The organism is Pseudomonas sp. TNT3 (assembly GCF_010095445.2).
Taxonomy (GTDB): domain Bacteria; phylum Pseudomonadota; class Gammaproteobacteria; order Pseudomonadales; family Pseudomonadaceae; genus Aquipseudomonas.
The window spans coordinates 1-18,962 of sequence record NZ_WFGV02000081.1; the positions used below are offsets into that span (position 1 = coordinate 1).

Sequence of the window (18,962 nt, forward strand, 5' to 3'; positions counted from 1 at the left end):
CTGGCGCCGCCGTGTTGTTACTGGCGCCGGGCACGCCGCTGCTGCTTGATGGCCAGCGTGGTCGATTGCATGTCGACGCCGACAGCGCCACGTTGCAGCGCGCGACGGAAGAACGCGACACCCGCGAAGAACGCCTGAAGATGGCCGCCGAGCAGCGGCATCAGCCGGCGCTCACTACCGACGGTCACGCGGTCGAAGTGTTCGCCAACATCGGTGAAAGCGCAGGCGTGACCAGCGCGGTGGAGCAGGGCGCCGAAGGCATCGGCCTGCTGCGCACCGAATTGATTTTCATGGCCCATCCGCAAGCGCCGGACGAGGCGACCCAGGAAGCTGAATACCGCTGCGTGCTCGACGGGTTGGCGGGGCGGCCATTGGTGGTACGCACCCTCGACGTTGGCGGCGACAAACCCTTGCCGTATTGGCCGATTGCCAAGGAAGAAAATCCGTTCCTCGGTGTGCGCGGCATTCGCCTGACCCTGCAACGTCCCAAGGTCATGGAGGCGCAATTGCGTGCCTTGTTGCGCGCTGCCGATAACCGTCCGTTGCGCATCATGTTTCCCATGGTCGGCAGCGTCGATGAATGGCGCCAGGCCCGAGACATGACCGAGCGCCTGCGCCTGGAAATTCCGGTCGCGGACCTGCAACTGGGGATCATGATTGAAGTGCCGTCGGCGGCATTATTGGCGCCAGTGTTGGCCAAAGAGGTCGACTTCTTCAGCGTCGGCACCAACGACCTGACCCAGTACACCCTGGCCATCGACCGTGGTCATCCCACCTTGTCGGCACAGGCTGATGGCTTGCATCCGGCCGTGCTGCAACTGATCGACATCACCGTGCGCGCGGCCCATGCCCACGGCAAATGGGTGGGGGTTTGCGGTGAGTTGGCGGCCGATCCGCTGGCAGTGCCTGTACTGGTCGGCCTCGGCGTCGATGAGCTGAGCGTTTCTGGCCGCAGCATCGCCGAGGTCAAGGCGCGCATTCGCGAACTCGACCTGACTCAGGTGCAAACCCTCGCTCAACAGGCCCTGATCGTGGGCAGCGCGAATGAAGTGCGCGCATTAGTGGAGGCGCTGTAATGGCCCGGATCCTGACCCTGACACTTAATCCGGCGTTGGACCTCACCGTTCAGATGTCGCGTATGGAACCCGGTCAAGTCAACCGCAGTGACGCGATGCACACCCACGCCGCAGGCAAGGGCGTGAACGTGGCGCAAGTACTGGCGGACCTCGGGCATCAGCTCACCGTCAGTGGTTTTCTCGGTGAAGACAATCTTCAGGCCTTTGAAGCCCTGTTCGCCAAGCGCGGTTTTGTCGACGCTTTTATCCGGGTTCCCGGCGAAACGCGCAGCAACCTCAAACTGGCGGAAGCCGACGGGCGAATCACCGACATCAACGGCCCCGGACCGCTCGTGAGCGAAGCGGCGCAGCAGGCGTTGCTTGATCGACTCGATCAGATTGCACCCGGTCATGATGCGGTCGTCGTCGCTGGCAGCTTGCCCCAAGGCATCAGTCCTGCGTGGTTGCAGGCGTTGATCGTGCGGCTGAAAAATCTGGGGCTGAACGTTGCTCTCGACACCAGTGGCGAGGCTTTGCGCGCAGCGCTCAAGGCCGGCCCGTGGCTGATCAAGCCCAACACCGAAGAACTGGCCGACGTGCTCGGTTGCGAGGTGGTGTCGGTGGCCGCTCAAGCTGAAGTGGCGAGCCGCCTGCATGCCCAAGGCATCGAGCACGTGGTGATTTCCCACGGTGCCGACGGGGTGAACTGGTTCAGTGTCGGCTCGGCGATGCACGCCACGCCGCCCAAGGTCAGCGTCGTCAGTACGGTGGGCGCGGGTGATTCATTGCTGGCGGGCATGCTTCACGGTTTGCTCAGCGCCGACACGCCTGAGCAAACCTTGCGAACCGCCACTGCAATCGCCGCCATGGCGGTGACACAGATCGGTTTCGGCATCGGTGATGCCGCGCAACTGGCGCGGCTTGAGCAGGGTGTGCGCGTGCGCCCCCTGACAGAACAATAAGAGGGATTGTCATGAAGTTAGCCATTGTTACGGCCTGCCCGAATGGCATGGTCACCAGTGTGCTGTGCGCGCGCTTGCTCGATGCCGCCGCGCAGCGTCAAGGCTGGAGCACCAGCGTCGAAGTCAATGATGCTGCGCACCCGGAACGTCAATTGTCGGCCGCCACGATCGAGGCAGCCGAGTGGATATTGCTGGTGACCAGCGCGCCCGTGGACATGTCGCGATTCGTAGGCAAGCGTGTATTCCAGAGCACTCCGGCCCAGGCCCTGCAGGACGTTGAAGCCGTGCTGCGCAAGGGAGCGGAAGAGGCGCAGGTCTATGTCGCCCCTGCCGCCGTTGTCGAGCCGGTGGCCACAAGTCAAAACGCTCCCCGAATAGTCGCCATCACCGCGTGCCCGACCGGTGTTGCACACACCTTCATGGCCGCCGAGGCCCTGCAGCAAGCGGCTAAACGTTTGGGGTATGACCTGCAAGTGGAAACCCAGGGCTCGGTTGGTGCACGCAATCCGCTGAGCGCTGCCGCCATTGCTGACGCCGATGTGGTGCTGTTGGCCTGCGATATTGAAGTCGCCACCGAGCGTTTTGCCGGCAAGAAAATCTACCGTTGCGGCACCGGGATCGCGTTGAAGCAGGCCGAGGCGACGCTGAAAAAAGCTTTGGCCGAAGGCCAGCAGGAAAGTGCTGCGAGCGGCGCCAAGGGACCTGCGAAACAGGAGAAGACCGGTGTCTACAAGCACCTGTTGACCGGCGTGTCGTTCATGCTGCCGATGGTGGTGGCGGGCGGTTTGATGATCGCGTTGTCGTTCGTGTTCGGCATCACCGCGTTCAAGGAAGAAGGCACCCTGGCGGCCGCCCTGATGCAGATCGGCGGCGAGACCGCGTTCAAGCTGATGGTGCCGCTGCTGGCGGGTTACATTGCCTACTCCATCGCCGACCGCCCGGGCCTGGCGCCGGGGATGATTGGCGGGATGCTCGCCAGCACCTTGGGCGCGGGTTTTATTGGCGGGATCATTGCCGGTTTCATCGCCGGTTATGCAGCTCAGGCGATCAATCGTTATGCGCGCTTGCCGCAAAGTCTCGAAGCCCTGAAACCGATCCTGATCATTCCATTGCTGGCGAGTCTGTTCACCGGTCTGGTGATGATTTACGTGGTCGGCAAACCGGTCGCCGGGATGCTCGAGGGCCTTACCCATTTCCTCGACAGCATGGGCACCACCAACGCGATTCTGCTGGGTGTACTCCTGGGCGGGATGATGTGCGTCGATCTTGGCGGGCCGATCAACAAGGCGGCTTATGCCTTCTCGGTGGGACTGCTGGCGTCGCAAAGTTATGCACCGATGGCCGCCACCATGGCAGCGGGCATGGTGCCGCCGATAGGGCTGGGCATCGCCACGTTCATTGCCCGGCGCAAGTTCGCACAGACCGAACGCGAAGCGGGCAAGGCGGCCTTGGTGTTGGGGCTGTGCTTCATTTCCGAGGGCGCGATTCCATTCGCCGCCAAGGACCCTCTACGGGTGATCCCGGCCAGCATCGCCGGTGGTGCGTTGACCGGCGCGCTGTCGATGTACTTCGGCTGCAAACTCATGGCGCCGCACGGTGGATTGTTCGTACTGGCGATCCCGAATGCGATCAATCACGCGTTGCTGTATCTGTTGGCGATTGTCGCGGGAAGTCTGCTGACGGCAGTGACGTATGCACTGCTCAAACGGCCGGAAGTGGTAGAGCTGGCCGTAGAGCCCGTCAACGCCTGACCCGACCCCTGTAGGAGTCGGCTTGAACTGGCGATCAAGGTGTGGCAGCCAACATAGAAGTTGAATGTTAAACCGCCATCGCCAACAAGCCGCCTCCCACAGGTACAGCCGATACATCAAAGCTTGCACGATCCTGTGGGAGCGGGCTTGCCCGCGATGGCGGCTTCACATTCAAAAATCAAGTTGGATGGAAGTCAGCTATCGCGAGCAAGCTCTGCTCCCACAGGTGATCAGGCGTGGTCAGTAAACGTCGCGGCGATAGCGGCCTTGCTCAATCAACCGGTCAACCTCGGATATCCCCAACACTTCGTTGAGTACGTGATCCACGCCCGACGCCATGCCCTGCAAACTCCCGCAGATGTAAATCACCGCACCGTCAGCCAGCCACTTCTTCAACTCGTCCGCTGATTCGCGCAGTCGATCCTGCACATAAATCTTCTCCGCCTGATCCCGCGAGAACGCCAGGTCCAGGCGCTCAAGATCACCCGAAATCAGCCACTCCTGAAGCTCGTCACGGCAGAGGAAATCGTGCTCGCGATTACGCTCGCCAAAGATCAGCCACTGCCGTTGCTGGCCGTCGGCAATCCGCGCCTTGAGCAGGCTGCGCAAACCCGCCAGACCGGTGCCATTGCCCAACAAAATCATCGGCGCCGGCTCGACCGGCAGATGAAAACCGCTGTTGCGACGTACCCGCAGGCTGACAGCGCCGCCCACAGGGGCGTGCTCCGTCAACCAGCCGGAACCGACGCCGAGGCTGCCGTCAGGATGGACTTCCTGGCGCACGATCAGCTCGAGCACGCCATCGGCCGCGATCGAGGCGATGGAGTATTCACGCATGGCCAAAGGCACCAACGCATCCGCCAGCGCCTGGGCATGCAAGCCGACCAGGTGGGTTCGGTTCTCGGGCAGTTGGCGGCTGGCAAGGGCCTGATCCAGTGTTTGCGACAACCCATCAAGTTCCACGGTGGCACGCCCGTCGATCCCCAGGCCGTCGAGGAAGTGCTCGATCGCCCACGGGCAATTACGTGGCATCACTTCCACCAGATCTCCGGCCAGCCAACCGCTAGGAGCAGGGGGCGTCATACCCAACAGGTAAACCGGTGAACCTTTGCTGTCCGGATTCATCAATTCCCGGCGGGTCAGCGTCCAGTTGTCATAGCTGGGCGCTTGCCAGGTGTCCACGGGCGCCTGACCGGTCACCACGCCGAGCTGTTGCTGCCAGTGACGCAAGGCGTAAGGGTCGCCGCTGTCGACTTCCACGGGCGCAAACAGCGTCTTGCCGCCGTGCTCACCCAGCCAGCCGTGCAAGCGTCGGGCGAATCCACAGAAGTGTTGATACTGCCGATCACCCAAACCCAGTACGGCGTAGTTCAAGCTGTCCAGGCTCGACGCGCGACCCAGCACTTTGCGCTCGAAACCCCGTGCACTGTCAGGCGCTTCGCCGTCGCCAAAGGTGCTGACGACGAACAGTGCATTATCCGAATCCCGTAAGTCCTGCTCGCTGACAGTGGCCAGCGGCTGAACCTTCACAGGCAGACCGGCAGCCTGCAATTGCCCGGCGGTCTGCCAGGCCAACTGCTCGGCAAATCCGCTTTGGCTGGCGAAACCGATCAACCACGCCGGCGTATCGCTACCGGGTTGTGTCAGGCCTTGGCGCGCATTTTTGATCTGCTTTTTCTTGCGACGACGATCGAGGTACAGCAACCAGCCGGTGACAAAAAACAGCGGCATCATGAGTGCGGAAATTGTCAGGATCACGCGTCCGACAATGCCGAAATAGCTGCCGACATGCAGGGCATAAATGCTGGTCAGCAATTGCGCATTAAGGCTCTTTTCGCTGTAGCGATCATGGCGCTTGACGATGCCGGTCGCCGGATCGAGGGTGATCTGGTTCAGGGCACGGTCGTGGGGCGAGGTGTTAAGCAGGTAGAACACGGTCGCCGGTTGGCCAGCCACCGGCGGCATACGAATGTTGTAGGCGGACAGGTTCGGACCGGCAGCGCTGTAGATGCTGCTCCACATGGCCGCGTAATCCGCTGTCGGCGCCGGACCGCTTGGGGCTGGACCACGACCGCCACGGACGCGTTCGTTTTGCGGCGAGTCGGAGAGCAATCGGGTGAGGCCCTTGTTGTACCACTCGTAAGACCAGGACAACCCGGTCAAAGCCGCCAAAAGGTAGAACACCAGGCACCAGGTGCCGGCAACCGAATGCAGATCCCAGTTGAAGCTGCGGCCCTTTTTCTTCCAGTCGAGGGTCAGCCAGGCGCGCCAGCTTCGCCACTGCCGTGGCCAGCGCAGGTAAAGTCCGGACAGGCAGAAGAACACCAGAATCAGCGTGCAGGCACCGGTGATCTGCCGGCCGGTATCGCCCATGGCGAGGAAGCGGTGCAGTCGCAGCATCAGGCCAAAGAAGTCCTGGCCGGAGGCATCGCCCATGAACTCGGCGTTGTACGGATTGAAGTAGCGCATCTCGCCGCGACGCTCACCCGGTTTCGGCGTGAACCACACCTTCGCCGCCGCACCGCTGTCCGTCTCGACGGTGAGCATCGAGACCTTTTTTCCGGAAGCGGCTTCGATGTGCTCCACCAGTTCGGCGGGCGGCAACACGCCGGCCACCTGCTTTTCGACCTGCAGCACCGACGGATTCAGTGCGCTCAGGATTTCATCCTGAAACGATACCGTCGCCCCGGTAATGCCCATCAGGGCCAGGACCAGCCCGGCGCTGATGCCGAAAAACCAGTGCAACTGGAACAGGGTTTTCTTCAACACGTCGCTCGCCTTGTTCGTTCGAAAATGAAAATCACGGCGTGCATTATGCCGTGGGTTATCGAGAAGCCTTCTTTATTACGCACAAAAGCCCCGTTCATCTGGATGAACGGGGCGTTTGAAAATCAATAGTGCTTTTGTGGCGAGGGAGCTTGCTCCCGCTAAGCAGTCATGCGGTTTAACTGATAGACCGCACTGTCTGGTATTGGGGCGGCTCCGCCACCCCCGCGGGAGCAAGCTCCCTCGCCACAGTTATGCATTCGACCACCGACTGATGATCAGAAGTGGAAGTTGGTGCTCAGCAACGCTGTACGGCCCGCCGCCTGGTTGGCGAAGTGGGTCGAGAACGCTTTGTCGTAGTAGGTTTCGTCGGTCAGGTTTTGCACGTTCAGCTGCAGGTCGACGTTTTTGGTCAGTTTGTAGGCGACCATGGCGTCGTAACGCACGTAGTCATCAACCATCGTGGTGTTGGCCACGCTGCCGAATACGTCGTCGACGTAGAACGCGCCGCCACCGATGGTCAGCTTCGGCGTGACCTGATAGGTCGTCCACAGGCTGGCGCTGTTTTTCGGCGTGTTAGGCAGTTCGTTGCCATCGTTGGCTTTGTTGGCCGGCAGGTCACCACCGTCGATTTGCTCGCTGTCCATGTAGGCGTAACCGGCGAAGACTTGCCATTTCTCGGTGATCTTGCCGGTGGCCGACAATTCAACGCCTTGAACACGGGTTTTACCGGCGTTTTCATACGACGTGGTGTCGACTTGAACGCGGGCGTTGTCTTTCTCGGTGCGGAAGATATCAGCGGTCAGGGACAGGCGATCGTTCAGCAGATCCCACTTGGTACCGATTTCGTAGTTCTTGGTGGTTTCCGGCTCCATGTCGCTGCTCAGCAAGTTGCCGTTGCGATCCGGGGTGCCGCCCAGCGGGTTTCCGTCCTGGCCTTCGCCAAGCGTGGCGCCAGGAGGTGTCGCGGACGTTGCGTAGGACGCATAGATGCTGCCGTTTTCCGCTGGTTTGTAGACTACACCGAACTGACCGGTGACGAACTCGCTTACGTCATCGCCCTTGGACGTCGTGGTGCCAGCGGCGTTGTAGGTCTTGTAGTCGGTGTCGAAATGGTCGTAGCGCAGGCCCATGTTCACCAGCCACTGTTCGGACAACGTCAGGGTGTCGAACACGTAAAGCGCGTAGGTTTTACCTGTGGTGTCGGTGCCGGCGTAGTTACGTGCGATCGAACCGTTCCATGGATCGCTCGGGGTCGGGTTGGACAGCGAGGTGCAGTTATAGCCACTTGGCGCGCCGATCAATGCCGGGGTGCAGTTGGTGGTCGCAGCAGCGGTGCCCGGCGTGGTGTCGGTGTTGACGGTGTATGAGGATTTCTTGCTTTCCTCGCGGCTCAACTCGATACCGGTGGCGAAGCTGTTCTTGAACCCGGCGATGTAAACGTCACCAAACAGATCGGTCTGGTTGGTCGTTGTATCGGTGTTGCTGACACGGGTGTTGGCCCGCCGCCACACGCTGCCGTTGTTGACGTTGCCCTTGGAGTCGTCCGGCTGGGTCAGGATGTAATCCTGCATGCTGCTGCCGTGGCGCAAGGTGTTCTTGACGGTCAGTGCATCGTTCAGGTCGTGCTCGATGGCGATGGTTGCGGTGTCGGTACGACCCTTGCGGAAGTCGCGGCCGTCGAGACCGTAGAAGTTACTGCTGTCGCCGCCGTCGTCCGGCGTGCTCGGATTGGACTTGGTGCGCGCGGCAGAACCGGCCACCGGAATGCTGTACGGAATACCCGAGTCCGGGGTGTCGTTGCTTTCCAGATGGTAGTAATCAAGGTTGACGCGAGTGTCGGTGCCCAGGCCGAAGGCCACGGATGGCGCGATGCCCCAACGGTCGTAGTCGACGCTGTCACGGCCAGCGACGTTGCTTTCGTGGCTCATCAGGTTCAAACGGCCAGCGGCGGTGTCAGTGAACTGGTAGTTGCCGTCGAAGGTGTAGCGCTGGGTCTGGTCCGAACCCCAGGTGAATCCGCCGTCGAGCGAATCGCCCAGGTGTGCTTTCTTGCTCACCAGGTTGATGCTGCCGCCGGCCGCGCCGCGACCGCCAATGGCCGAGTTCGGGCCTTTGCTGACTTCGATCGATTCGACCGCGAAGATCTCGCGGCTTTGCGAACCGGTGTCGCGCACGCCGTCCAGGTACGTATCGCCCTGAGCATCGAAACCGCGAATGAATGGGCGGTCACCCTGTGGGTTGCCCCCTTCACCGGCACCAAAGGTGATGCCCGGAACGGTGCGCAGCGCATCCTGCATATTGAGGGCGCCAGTGTCCTTGAGGACTTGTTGCGGAATCACGGTAATCGAGCGCGGCGTGTCGACCAGCGGCGCGGTGTACTTGGGCGAGGAGGCTTTCTCGACGTTGTAGCTGGTAGCGTCCTGCGCTTCGCCAGTGATGGCGGTAGCATCCAGGGAAATTGCGTTGCCCGGTGCTTTGGCGTCGGTCTTCTCAGCAGCGAAAACCATTTGGCCAGCCGAGCCGGCGGTGATTGCCACGCCAATTGCAGACGCGAGCAAACGCGGTGAACTGACAGGTAATTGTGGTTGTTGGCGTGACATCGGAATTCCCCTCCCCAAGGATTTGAGGTCGCGGAATATAGGGTAGACGCGTATTTGTATCAATTGCGAAACGTTACTATTCGCGAAGAATTTACATTCTTTACAATTTACCCTTACGGTTTTTGGTGTTTCATTCGTCTGGGGGGTTTTACACAGGCAATAAGAATCAATACCATTGCCGCCCCTTTGTCTTCAGGTGTCTTCCCATGCTGCTGCACATTCCCGGCTTGTTCGCGAAAGAAGAAGTGCAGCGCATCAGAGAGGCCCTGGAGCAAGCTGATTGGGCGGATGGCAAAATCACGGCGGGTTTTCAATCAGCGAAGGCCAAGCACAATCTGCAGCTGCCCGAAGGTCATCCGCTGGCCAAGGAAGTCGGCGCGGCGATGCTGGAGCGGTTGTGGAAAAATCCGCTGTTCATGTCCGCCGCGTTACCGCACAAGGTCTTTCCGCCGTTGCTGAACTGTTACACGGCGGGTGGCAGTTTCGATTTTCATATCGACAACGCCGTGCGCCAGCCTAAAAACAGCATTGAGCGGGTGCGTACCGATCTGTCGGCGACGCTGTTTTTCAGCGAGCCTGAGGACTATGACGGCGGAGAGCTGGAGATCCAGGACACCTTCGGCACCCAGCGAGTGAAGTTGCCCGCTGGCGACATGGTCCTGTACCCCGGCACCAGCCTGCACAAGGTCAATGCCGTCACTCGCGGAACACGCTTCGCCTCATTCTTCTGGACCCAAAGCCTGGTGCGTGAGGACAGCCAGCGCGCCTTGCTGTTCGAAATGGACGGTGCGATCCAGCAGCTGACCCAGGACATGCCCGACCACCCGTCGCTTATTCGCCTGACCGGCACTTATCACAATCTGTTGCGTCGCTGGGTCGAGGTGTAAGTGGCGGACTTCCGTTTACGCCGCGAAGAAGTACTCGACGGTGACGGCCTCAAATCCATGCTCGACGAAAGCCCGGCGCGCGCCGCTCAGGCGATTCTGAGCGCTGCCCGCGAAGACATCGTCGATGCTCAGGCGCTGCTTGGTCAGATCCTCCTGGACGGGCAGGGAATCGAGCAGGACCCGCCGCTGGCCGTGCGCTGGTTCGAGATCGCCGCACAACGTGGGCATCTGATGGCGCGCAACATGCTCGGTCGTTGTCATGAGCACGGCTGGGGGTGCAACGCCGACGCATCATTAGCGGCGCGGCATTATCGAATCGCCGCTGAAGCGGGCCTGGATTGGGCGATGTATAACCTGGCCAACCTCCTGGCGACCGGTCGCGGGGTGGTCGAGGATCAAGTGCAAGCCTTGGGGTTCTACCGCCACGCCGCCGAACTCGGTCATGCGAAATCGATGAATTTGCTCGGGCGTTATCTGGAAGAAGGACAGTTTTGTTCCGCAGATCCGCAGGCGGCGCGCAGCTGGTATCGGCGCTCGGCCGTCGGCGGGGATTTTCGCGGGCAGTTCAGTTATGCCGCCGTGCTGGCGGGCGAGGGGAATATCGAGCAAGCGCTGGACTGGTTGCGTCAGGCACTGGCTGGCGGGAATCTGAATTTCCTGCGGGTGGCGAGTAAAGAGCTGATGAACGCAACCGATCCACACATCCGCGCAATGGCCGAGGACTATGCCCTACGCACCGCCGAATTGGAGCACAACCTCTCCCCACTGTAGGAGCTGTCGAGTGCAACGAGGCTGATCTTGTTTTAGAGCGTGGGAACGATCATCGGAGCGAATGGCAGACACAAAAAAGCCCATGACATGTCATGGGCTTTTTGATGACTGCGCCGACGTTTACACGTAGAACGATTTCAGTGGCGGGAAGCCGTTGAATTCAACAGCGCTGTAGCTGGTGGTATAGGCACCGGTCGAGAGCCAATACAGGCGGTCGCCAATGGCCAGGTTCAGCGGCAGGCCGTACTTGTAGTTCTCGTACATGATGTCGGCGCTGTCACAGGTCGGGCCGGCGATGACCACTTCTTCCATCTCGCCTTTCTTCTCGGTCCAGATCGGGAACTTGATGGCTTCGTCCATGGTTTCGATCAGGCCTGAGAACTTGCCCACATCCGTGTACACCCAGCGCTCGACGGCGGTACGGGATTTGCGCGCAACCAGCACCACTTCGCTGACCAGAATACCGGCGTTGGCAATCAACGAACGGCCTGGCTCCAGAATGATTTCCGGCAGTTCGTCACCGAAATCTTCCTTGAGGAAGCGGATGATTTCTTCGGCGTAGGTTTCCAGGCTGTTGGTGCGGGTGATGTAGTTGGCCGGGAAGCCACCGCCCATGTTGATCAGCTTCAGGTGGATACCGTCTTCTTCTTTCAGTCGCTCGAAGATCACTTTGACCTTGGCGATCGCCGCGTCCCACACGCTGATGTCGCGCTGTTGCGAGCCGACGTGGAACGAGATGCCGTAAGGCACCAGGCCCAGGTCGCGGGCGAGAATCAGCAGGTCCATGGCCATGTCGGTCTGGCAGCCGAATTTGCGCGACAAAGGCCAGTCAGCCGTGGTCGAGCCTTCGGTGAGGATGCGCACGTAGACTTTCGAACCCGGTGCGGCCTTGGCGATGTTGCGCAGGTCGGCTTCAGAGTCGGTGGAGAACAGGCGCACGCCCTTGTCATAGAAGTAGCGGATGTCTTTGGATTTCTTGATGGTGTTGCCGTAGCTGATACGGTCGGGGCTGACGCCACGGTCCATCACTTTGTCCAGCTCATAGATCGACGCGATGTCGAAGCTCGAGCCTTTCTCTTTGAGCAGGTCGATGATTTCGACGGCCGGGTTGGCCTTGACCGCGTAATAGACTTTGGCGAATTCGAAACCGGCGCGCAGGTCGTCATAGGCCTGGCTGATCATCGCGGTGTCGATCACCACGAACGGGGTTTCTTGCGTGTCGGCGAACGCCTTCAATTTGTTGAAGGTATCGCGCGCGTAATAGTCTTCGACGTTGATCGACATGCTGGGAACTCCTACTGGCAAACTGAAATTAACAATGGGTGCGAGGGTGTGTCATCAATGAAATCGCGAGTGCGTTGCGCCTGAGCGCGGGCCAGGCAAGGCGTAGGCCGCTGCTCATGGTCATTCCCTTCGCAAGGCCTGCAACGCAGCATGGCGCGCGCTCAGGCACAACCCGAAGGGCCGGGCCTGCTTTTGCGCAGGGCTGCGTTGCTCGTCCCTTATTTGGAACAACCAAACCGCGGGCCTCGCGCCTTGCCCTGCACAAAAGCAGGCTCCGGCGCACTCGTGATTTCATTGATGACACACCCTCCTGAACGTCCTCCGTATCCCCACTTTGGTTCGCCTACTTCCCAAGGCATGTCGCCGAAAGCAAAAAGGCCACGGGAGGTGCAGCTTCCCTTGGCCTTGCTGTCTCGTCGTCAGTACTTGAGCCGGATGGATCGTTTCCAGCATGGACGTTCGGCGCGAACTTTAGGGCGTGAGGGGCTTGAGATCAACAAAAAATGTCGCGTTTTTGCACGCTTCCGTCGTGCGGTCCCTGACAGCTACTGATGTAACCGACCTGCATGACAGTGTGATGTTCCCCGAATGGGGATTTTCGAAGGGATTGGTGGTGCTGTTGTGGCGAGGGGATTTATCCCCGTCCGGCTGCGAAGCAGTCGTAAAACCTTAGCGTGCGGTATATCAGGTACACCGTGGGTGCCGGTTTCAGGGCTGCTCCGCAGCCCAACGGGGATAAATCCCCTCGCCACAGGGTCGTCAGGCCAGCGCAGTCTCAGCTGGCGAAACAATACTGGTTTTGCCACCACGGGACTTGCCGGAGCTCAGATACTCGGCAATCGATTCCTGGGTCACTTCACCCAAGAACACCCGATCGGCATCCATCACCGGCAGCCACGAGCGATTGAACTCGTACATGCGCGACAGCAGGATGCGCAGATGTTCGTCGTACGCCGCCGTGGCGTTGAACTCGCGCAGGTACTGCGCGCACGTACCGGTCTGACGGTGCAGATCGCGACGTCGTACGTACCCGAGCGCCTTGTTCTCACCGTCGGTGACGACGACATAACGACGGTCATGCTCGTCCATCAGCTCCAGCGCATCCGCCACTGGCGTTTCCGGGCTCACGGACGGGGCGTTGTCCGCGGCGTCTTCGGCTTTTACCAGCAACAGACGCTTAAGCGTGCTGTCCTGGCCGACGAAATTACTGACAAATTCATCTGCCGGGTGCGCCAGCAACGTGTCCGGATGATCGATCTGCAACAGTTTGCCGGCACGGAAAATCGCAATCTTGTCACCCAGCTTGATCGCCTCGTCGATGTCGTGGCTGACCATGATCACGGTCTTGTTCAGTGCACGTTGCATCTCGAAGAATTCGTTCTGGATCATCTCGCGGTTGATCGGGTCGACCGCGCCGAACGGTTCGTCCATCAACAGCAGTGGTGCATCCGCTGCCAGGGCGCGAATCACGCCGATCCGCTGCTGCTGGCCACCGGACAGTTCACGCGGATAGCGATTCAGATACTGCTTGGGCTCGAGCTTGATCATGCTCATCAACTCGCGGGCGCGGTCGTGGCATTTCTGTTTGTCCCAGCCCAGCAGGCGCGGAACGATGGTGATGTTTTCCTCGATGGTCATGTTCGGGAACAGACCGATCTGCTGGATCACATAACCAATGTTGCGACGCAGGGTGACGGCGTCGAGGTCGGTGGTGTCTTCGCCATTGATCAGGATCTTGCCGGAGGTCGGCTTGATCAGGCGGTTGATCATTTTCAGCGTGGTGCTTTTGCCGCAGCCCGATGGCCCGAGGAACACACAGATCTCGCCTTCATTGACGGTCAGGCTTACCGAGTCCACGGCTTTTACGTCTTTGCCGTTGCTTTGGAAGGTCTTGCTGAGGTTTTGAAGTTCGATCATTTCAGGAGTCCTTTTGGAGTCAGCGTGCGTTGCAGCCATTGCAGAAGCAGGTCGGCGAAGATGGCCAGGAGACTGACCAGCACGGCGCCGACGATCAGCATCGACATATCGCTGCGGCTGATTGAAGCGAGAATAAGTACACCAAGGCCACCGGCACCGATGGTCGCGGCGATGGTCATGACACCAATGTTCATGACCACGGCGGTGCGCACACCAGCGAGGATGACTGGCACGGCGATCGGCAGTTCGACCATGCGCAGGCGCTGGCCGAAGGTCATGCCGATGCCGCGGGCGGCTTCGCGGATGCCCGGCTCAACGCCGGTCAGCGCCAGGTAGGTGTTACGCATGATCGGCAGCAGCGAGTACAGGAACACGGCGGTGATCGCTGGCATCGGGCCCAGGCCCTGGCCGAATTTCGAGTAGAACGGCAGCAGCAGGCCGAACAGGGCAATCGACGGCACTGTCAGCAGCACCGTGGCGCTGGCTTGCAACGGACCGGCGAGGCTCGGGAACCGGGTCATCAGGATGCCCAGCGGCACGCCGACGAGGATCGCCAAGGTCACCGCAATGCCGACCAGGGTGATGTGCTGCCAGGTCAGGTGCGCGACCTGCGCCCAGTCGAGATGGGAAAAGGCGTTCAAAAATTCCATGTCTTTTCCTCCTCAGTTGAGTGGGTGCTGGCGCAGGAAATCTGCGGCAACGGATGAAGGGCTTTCGTGGCCGACATCGACCCGCGCATTCAGCGTACGCATGGTGGCGTCATCGAACAGCTCAGCCAGCGGTTTGATTTCTTCCGCCAGTTTCGGATGGGCGCTCAAGTACTCCTGACGCACCACGGGGGCCGCGGTGTAGTCCGGGAAGTAGTGCTTGTCGTCTTCCAGCAGTTTGAGCTTGAAGGCGTTCAAACGACCGTCTGTGGTGTAGACCAGGCCGGCAAACACTTGACCATTACGCAAGGCGGTGTAGACCAGCCCGGCGTCCATCTGGCGGGTGTTTTTACGGGTGAGGTTCATGCCGTAGAGGTCGACCATGCCGGCCATGCCGTCGGAACGGTTGGCGAACTCGGTGTCCAGGGCAACGAGGTGGTTGGTCTTCGCCTCAGCCTGCATCACCGTGTTCAGCTCGCTGATGGTGTTGATCTGCGGATAAGCCTTCGCGGTTTTTTCCGGCAGGGCCAGGGCGTATGTGTTGCTGAACCTCGACGGCGTCAGCCAGACCAGGCCTTTTTTCGCGTCAAGTTCTTTCACCTTGGCGTAGGACTGAGCGCTGTCGAGTTTGTCGGTGATGTGGTTGTAAGCCACCAGCGACACGCCGGTGTATTCCCATATCAGGTCCAGTTGGCCGCTTTCCTGAGCGCTGCGGGCGAGGTTACTGCCCAGACCACCAGTCACCTGGGTGTCATAACCCTTGGTGCGCAAGTACTGGGACGTGATCTCCGCAAGCAGGGTTTGCTCGGTGAACACCCGGGCGCCGATACGGATTACGGGTTTTTCTGCGGCTTGGGCAACTCCTGCAAACAGCAGGACACAGCCCAGTAACAAGCCGAACTTCTTTGAAAAGTAGGTCTTCATGATTATTCCTTTGCCGAGGCTTAAGACGGGCGTAGGCCGCGTTCGAGCCAGAGACGACTGGCCAGTATCACCAGGCCGTCGAGCAGCAAGGCCAGCAGGGCGGTGCAGGCCGCGCCGAGCATTAGTTGCGGCTGATTGTTCAGGGCGATGCCAGGGAAAATCAGACTGCCCAGACTATTGGCGCCGATCAGGAACGCCAGAGGCGCAGTACCCACGTTGATCGCCAGGGCGACACGCACACCACCAATGATGATCGGCACCGCGTTCGGCAGTTCAACCCGCCACAGCACCTGAGCCGGTGTCATGCCGATGCCGACGGCCGCTTCCTTGAGTGAACCCTGGACGTTTTTCAGCCCTTCGTAGGTATTGCGCACAATCGGCAAGAGCGAGGCGAGGAACAGGGCGAAGATCGCAGGGCCGCTGCCGATGCCGAGGATACCCAGGGCGATGGCCAGTACGGCGAGAGGCGGCACGGTGTTGCCGATGTTGAAGATCTGCATGAAGCGTTCGGCGCGTCCAACCATGGTCGGGCGGCTGAGGAAGATACCGGCGGGTATGCCCACGACAAGGGCGGCCAGCATGGAGACAATCACAAGAATCAAATGAGCTTGCAGGTAAAACAACAAATCGTCGCGGTAATGTTCGATCGTGTTGATGCCAATCCAGTGGACCAGCAGGGCCAGAAGGGCGACGACAACCGCTCCTCCTATCAGCCCTTTGCCATAGCGAATAGCCACAGGCGGACTCCTTTTTTTCTTTGTCGGCGAACGCAGTCCCGTGTGGCAATGCCATTCCTGGCTGCCGGGTGTTTGGCGTTCGCGAGAAGCAGCTCGTTCTATGTCCGCAAAGGGACATGAATCGGGCCATAAGCGCAGCCTCGTCAGGCTAACTTGCTGATTTATCAGCCCCTGGTACGAGTGCAGTAACAGGGGAGTGGACGTCTGCACCTTTTAAAAGGTTCCATATTTAGCAGCAATTAGCCACCCTTGATGGCCCAACGGTCCCGTTAATCGCCGTGGGCGACTGGGTGAACGGTGGTCTGTCGAGGTCGGTTTGCGCTATACTCGCCGCCCTTTTTTGAATCACCGCCAGGCGATTTCCCATGACCAAACAGGCCGCCGAAGTCGCGAAACGCCGCACTTTCGCCATTATTTCCCACCCCGATGCGGGTAAGACCACCATCACCGAGAAGCTCTTGCTGATGGGCAAGGCGATTGCGATTGCGGGCACGGTGAAGTCGCGTAAATCCGACCGCCATGCCACCTCCGACTGGATGGAAATGGAAAAGCAGCGGGGTATCTCCATTACCACGTCGGTCATGCAGTTTCCGTATCGCGATCACATGATCAACCTGCTCGACACCCCGGGCCACGAAGACTTCTCCGAAGATACCTACCGCACCCTGACGGCGGTCGACTCGGCATTGATGGTTCTCGACGGCGGTAAGGGCGTAGAGCCACGGACCATCGCGCTGATGGACGTCTGCCGTCTGCGTGACACGCCCATTGTCAGCTTCATCAACAAACTCGACCGTGACATCCGCGACCCGATCGAACTGCTCGACGAAATCGAAGCCGTCCTGAAGATCAAGGCCGCGCCAATCACCTGGCCGATCGGTTGCTACCGCGACTTCAAAGGCGTTTATCACCTCGCCGACGACTACATCATCGTGTACACCGCCGGCCACGGCCATGAGCGCACCGAGGTGAAAATCATCGAGAAGCTCGACTCCGATGAAGCCCGCGCGCACTTGGGCGACGAGTACGATCGCTTCGTCGATCAGCTGGAGCTGGTGCAAGGCGCCTGCCATGAATTCAATCAGCAGGAATTCCTCGACGGTCAGCTGACGCCGGTGTTCTTCGGAACCGCACTGGGTAACTTTGGTGTCGATCACGTGCTCGACGCGGTGGTCAACTGGGCGCCGAAACCGCTTGCCCGTGTCGCCAACGAACGCACCGTAGAGCCGATCGAAGAGAAATTCGCCGGCTTCGTGTTCAAGATCCAGGCGAACATGGACCCGAAACACCGCGACCGTATTGCCTTCATGCGTATCTGCTCCGGTAAGTACGAGAAAGGCATGAAGATGCGCCATGTGCGCACCGGCAAAGACGTGCGAATCGGCGATGCCCTGACGTTCTTCTCCTCCGAACGTGAGCAGCTTGAAGAAGCCTTCGCGGGCGACATCATCGGCCTGCACAACCACGGCACCATCCAGATCGGCGACACCTTCACCGAAGGCGAAGTCCTGGGCTTCACCGGTATCCCGCACTTCGCCCCGGAACTGTTCCGCCGCGTACGCCTGCGCGACCCGCTGAAATCCAAGCAACTGCGCCAGGGCTTGCAGCAACTGGCGGAAGAGGGCGCCACCCAGGTGTTCTTCCCCGAGCGCAGCAACGACATCATCCTCGGCGCCGTCGGCGTGCTGCAGTTCGATGTAGTCGCCAGCCGCCTCAAAGAGGAATACAAGGTCGAATGCTCCTACGAGCCGATCACCGTGTACTCCGCGCGCTGGATCGATTGCAGCGATAAGAAGAAGCTCGAAGAGTTCAGCATCAAGGCCGTGGAAAACCTCGCCATCGACGGCGGCGGTCACCTGACCTACCTGGCCCCGACTCGGGTCAACCTGGCGCTGATGGAAGAGCGCTGGCCGGACGTGAAATTCCGCGCGACGCGTGAGCATCATTAAACGCTGATCCGAAACACCAAAACCCCGTTTCGAAAGCCGCGGGGTTTTTTGTGGCTGAACACAATCCCTGTAGGAGCGAGCCTGCTCGCGATGGCAACGGATCATTCAGCATTCATGTTGACTGACACTCAGTCATCGCGAGCAGGCTCGCTCCTACACGTTTTATGTTGACAGTCGTAACGGGGAATCAATGTTCCCTGATGAAAAACCATCTGCCATCGATCACCCTGCAGGCGCCAGATCGAACTGCGCAGGCTTGTGACGGGAGTGATGGAGCCGGTGTGGCAGTGATAGGTCACCAATGCCGTGTTTGGTGACAGCTGCTTGACTGTGAACTCGCTGATGGTGCGCGGGGTAAAGGGCTGATCAGGAAGGTGCTCGACGATGTCAGCTTTGTGCCAGACGCCGCCGCTGGCGCCGAATTCCGTGAAGTCGTCGGCGATCAGGCCCGAAATAACCTCGGCATTGCTTCGAGTAGCCTGCGACATCAGGCATTGCTCCAGCTCGAGCAGGGTTTGCACTAGATCCATTGTTCCGACACTCCTCTCAGACACCAGCCCCGACTTTTTGTAGGAGCAAAGCTGTTGCGGTCGAATTTTTTTAGACCATGATGTAGGAGCGTCGATCTAAGGAAGCATCATGGGTTATCGGGTTGTCACGTCAGAGCAAAAAGCAGAGGCCATTCGCTTGGTTGTGGAGATGCATTACT

General features: G+C 59.9%; 14 protein-coding genes. 6 read left to right on the forward strand and 8 right to left on the reverse strand.

Going from position 1 to position 18,962, the window contains the following annotated elements:
• The 3 genes from ptsP to GBC55_RS27770 form a co-directional block, all read left to right on the forward strand.
• Positions 1 to 1,076 (forward strand): phosphoenolpyruvate--protein phosphotransferase (ptsP, locus tag GBC55_RS27760; RefSeq protein WP_247267030.1); only part of this gene is annotated, 1,076 nt, incomplete at its 5' end.
• On the forward strand, positions 1,076 to 2,017 hold the full coding sequence (pfkB, locus tag GBC55_RS27765; protein WP_162440771.1) for a 1-phosphofructokinase: 942 nt from the start codon (positions 1,076 to 1,078) through the stop codon (positions 2,015 to 2,017). The genes ptsP and pfkB, both read left to right, overlap by 1 nt.
• Positions 2,018 to 2,028: 11 nt before the next feature.
• Entirely contained in the window at positions 2,029 to 3,768 is a 1,740-nt protein-coding gene (locus tag GBC55_RS27770; RefSeq protein ID WP_162440772.1) for a PTS fructose-like transporter subunit IIB, read from the forward strand.
• Between the two features lie 240 nt (positions 3,769 to 4,008).
• Here GBC55_RS27770 and GBC55_RS27775 read toward each other — a convergent pair whose 3' ends face one another.
• Both GBC55_RS27775 and GBC55_RS27780 read right to left on the reverse strand, forming a co-directional pair.
• Positions 4,009 to 6,537, reverse strand: coding sequence for a sulfite reductase flavoprotein subunit alpha (locus GBC55_RS27775; protein WP_162440773.1), 2,529 nt, complete (start codon positions 6,535 to 6,537; stop codon positions 4,009 to 4,011).
• 275 nt (positions 6,538 to 6,812) lie between these two features.
• Positions 6,813 to 9,137, reverse strand: a complete 2,325-nt coding sequence (locus GBC55_RS27780; RefSeq protein WP_162440774.1) for a TonB-dependent siderophore receptor — start codon at positions 9,135 to 9,137, stop codon at positions 6,813 to 6,815.
• A gap of 206 nt (positions 9,138 to 9,343) precedes the next feature.
• Here GBC55_RS27780 and GBC55_RS27785 point away from each other — a divergent pair, with 206 nt between their 5' ends.
• Together GBC55_RS27785 and GBC55_RS27790 are read left to right on the forward strand one after the other, a co-directional pair.
• A complete protein-coding gene (locus GBC55_RS27785) occupies positions 9,344 to 10,024 on the forward strand; it encodes a Fe2+-dependent dioxygenase (RefSeq protein WP_162440775.1) in 681 nt (226 codons plus the stop codon).
• Between the two features lie 57 nt (positions 10,025 to 10,081).
• The gene (locus GBC55_RS27790) at positions 10,082 to 10,795 is read left to right on the forward strand and encodes a tetratricopeptide repeat protein (protein WP_162440783.1); all 714 of its coding nucleotides are present in this window, start codon (positions 10,082 to 10,084) and stop codon (positions 10,793 to 10,795) included.
• A gap of 120 nt (positions 10,796 to 10,915) precedes the next feature.
• On the opposite strand, the gene GBC55_RS27795 is transcribed toward GBC55_RS27790, so the two are convergent.
• From GBC55_RS27795 to GBC55_RS27815, 5 genes are all read right to left on the reverse strand, one after another.
• Positions 10,916 to 12,079, reverse strand: a complete 1,164-nt coding sequence (locus GBC55_RS27795; RefSeq protein ID WP_162440776.1) for a type III PLP-dependent enzyme — start codon at positions 12,077 to 12,079, stop codon at positions 10,916 to 10,918.
• A gap of 759 nt (positions 12,080 to 12,838) precedes the next feature.
• A complete protein-coding gene (locus GBC55_RS27800) occupies positions 12,839 to 13,996 on the reverse strand; it encodes an ABC transporter ATP-binding protein (protein WP_162440777.1) in 1,158 nt (385 codons plus the stop codon).
• Positions 13,993 to 14,646, reverse strand: a complete 654-nt coding sequence (locus GBC55_RS27805) for an ABC transporter permease (protein ID WP_162440778.1) — start codon at positions 14,644 to 14,646, stop codon at positions 13,993 to 13,995. The genes GBC55_RS27800 and GBC55_RS27805 overlap by 4 nt, the downstream gene beginning before the upstream one ends.
• A gap of 12 nt (positions 14,647 to 14,658) precedes the next feature.
• Positions 14,659 to 15,567, reverse strand: a complete 909-nt coding sequence (locus GBC55_RS27810; protein WP_162440779.1) for a glycine betaine ABC transporter substrate-binding protein — start codon at positions 15,565 to 15,567, stop codon at positions 14,659 to 14,661.
• Positions 15,568 to 15,587: 20 nt separating this feature from the next.
• Positions 15,588 to 16,304, reverse strand: a complete 717-nt coding sequence (locus GBC55_RS27815; RefSeq protein ID WP_162440780.1) for an ABC transporter permease — start codon at positions 16,302 to 16,304, stop codon at positions 15,588 to 15,590.
• A 365-nt stretch (positions 16,305 to 16,669) separates the two neighbouring features.
• Here GBC55_RS27815 and GBC55_RS27820 point away from each other — a divergent pair, with 365 nt between their 5' ends.
• Complete coding sequence (locus GBC55_RS27820) at positions 16,670 to 18,253, forward strand: peptide chain release factor 3 (protein ID WP_162440781.1); 1,584 nt, start codon at positions 16,670 to 16,672, stop codon at positions 18,251 to 18,253.
• Positions 18,254 to 18,381: 128 nt separating this feature from the next.
• On the opposite strand, the gene GBC55_RS27825 is transcribed toward GBC55_RS27820, so the two are convergent.
• Positions 18,382 to 18,783: a DUF4440 domain-containing protein gene (locus GBC55_RS27825; protein WP_162440782.1), complete on the reverse strand. Its 402-nt coding sequence runs from the start codon at positions 18,781 to 18,783 to the stop codon at positions 18,382 to 18,384.
• Positions 18,784 to 18,962: the final 179 nt, after the last annotated feature.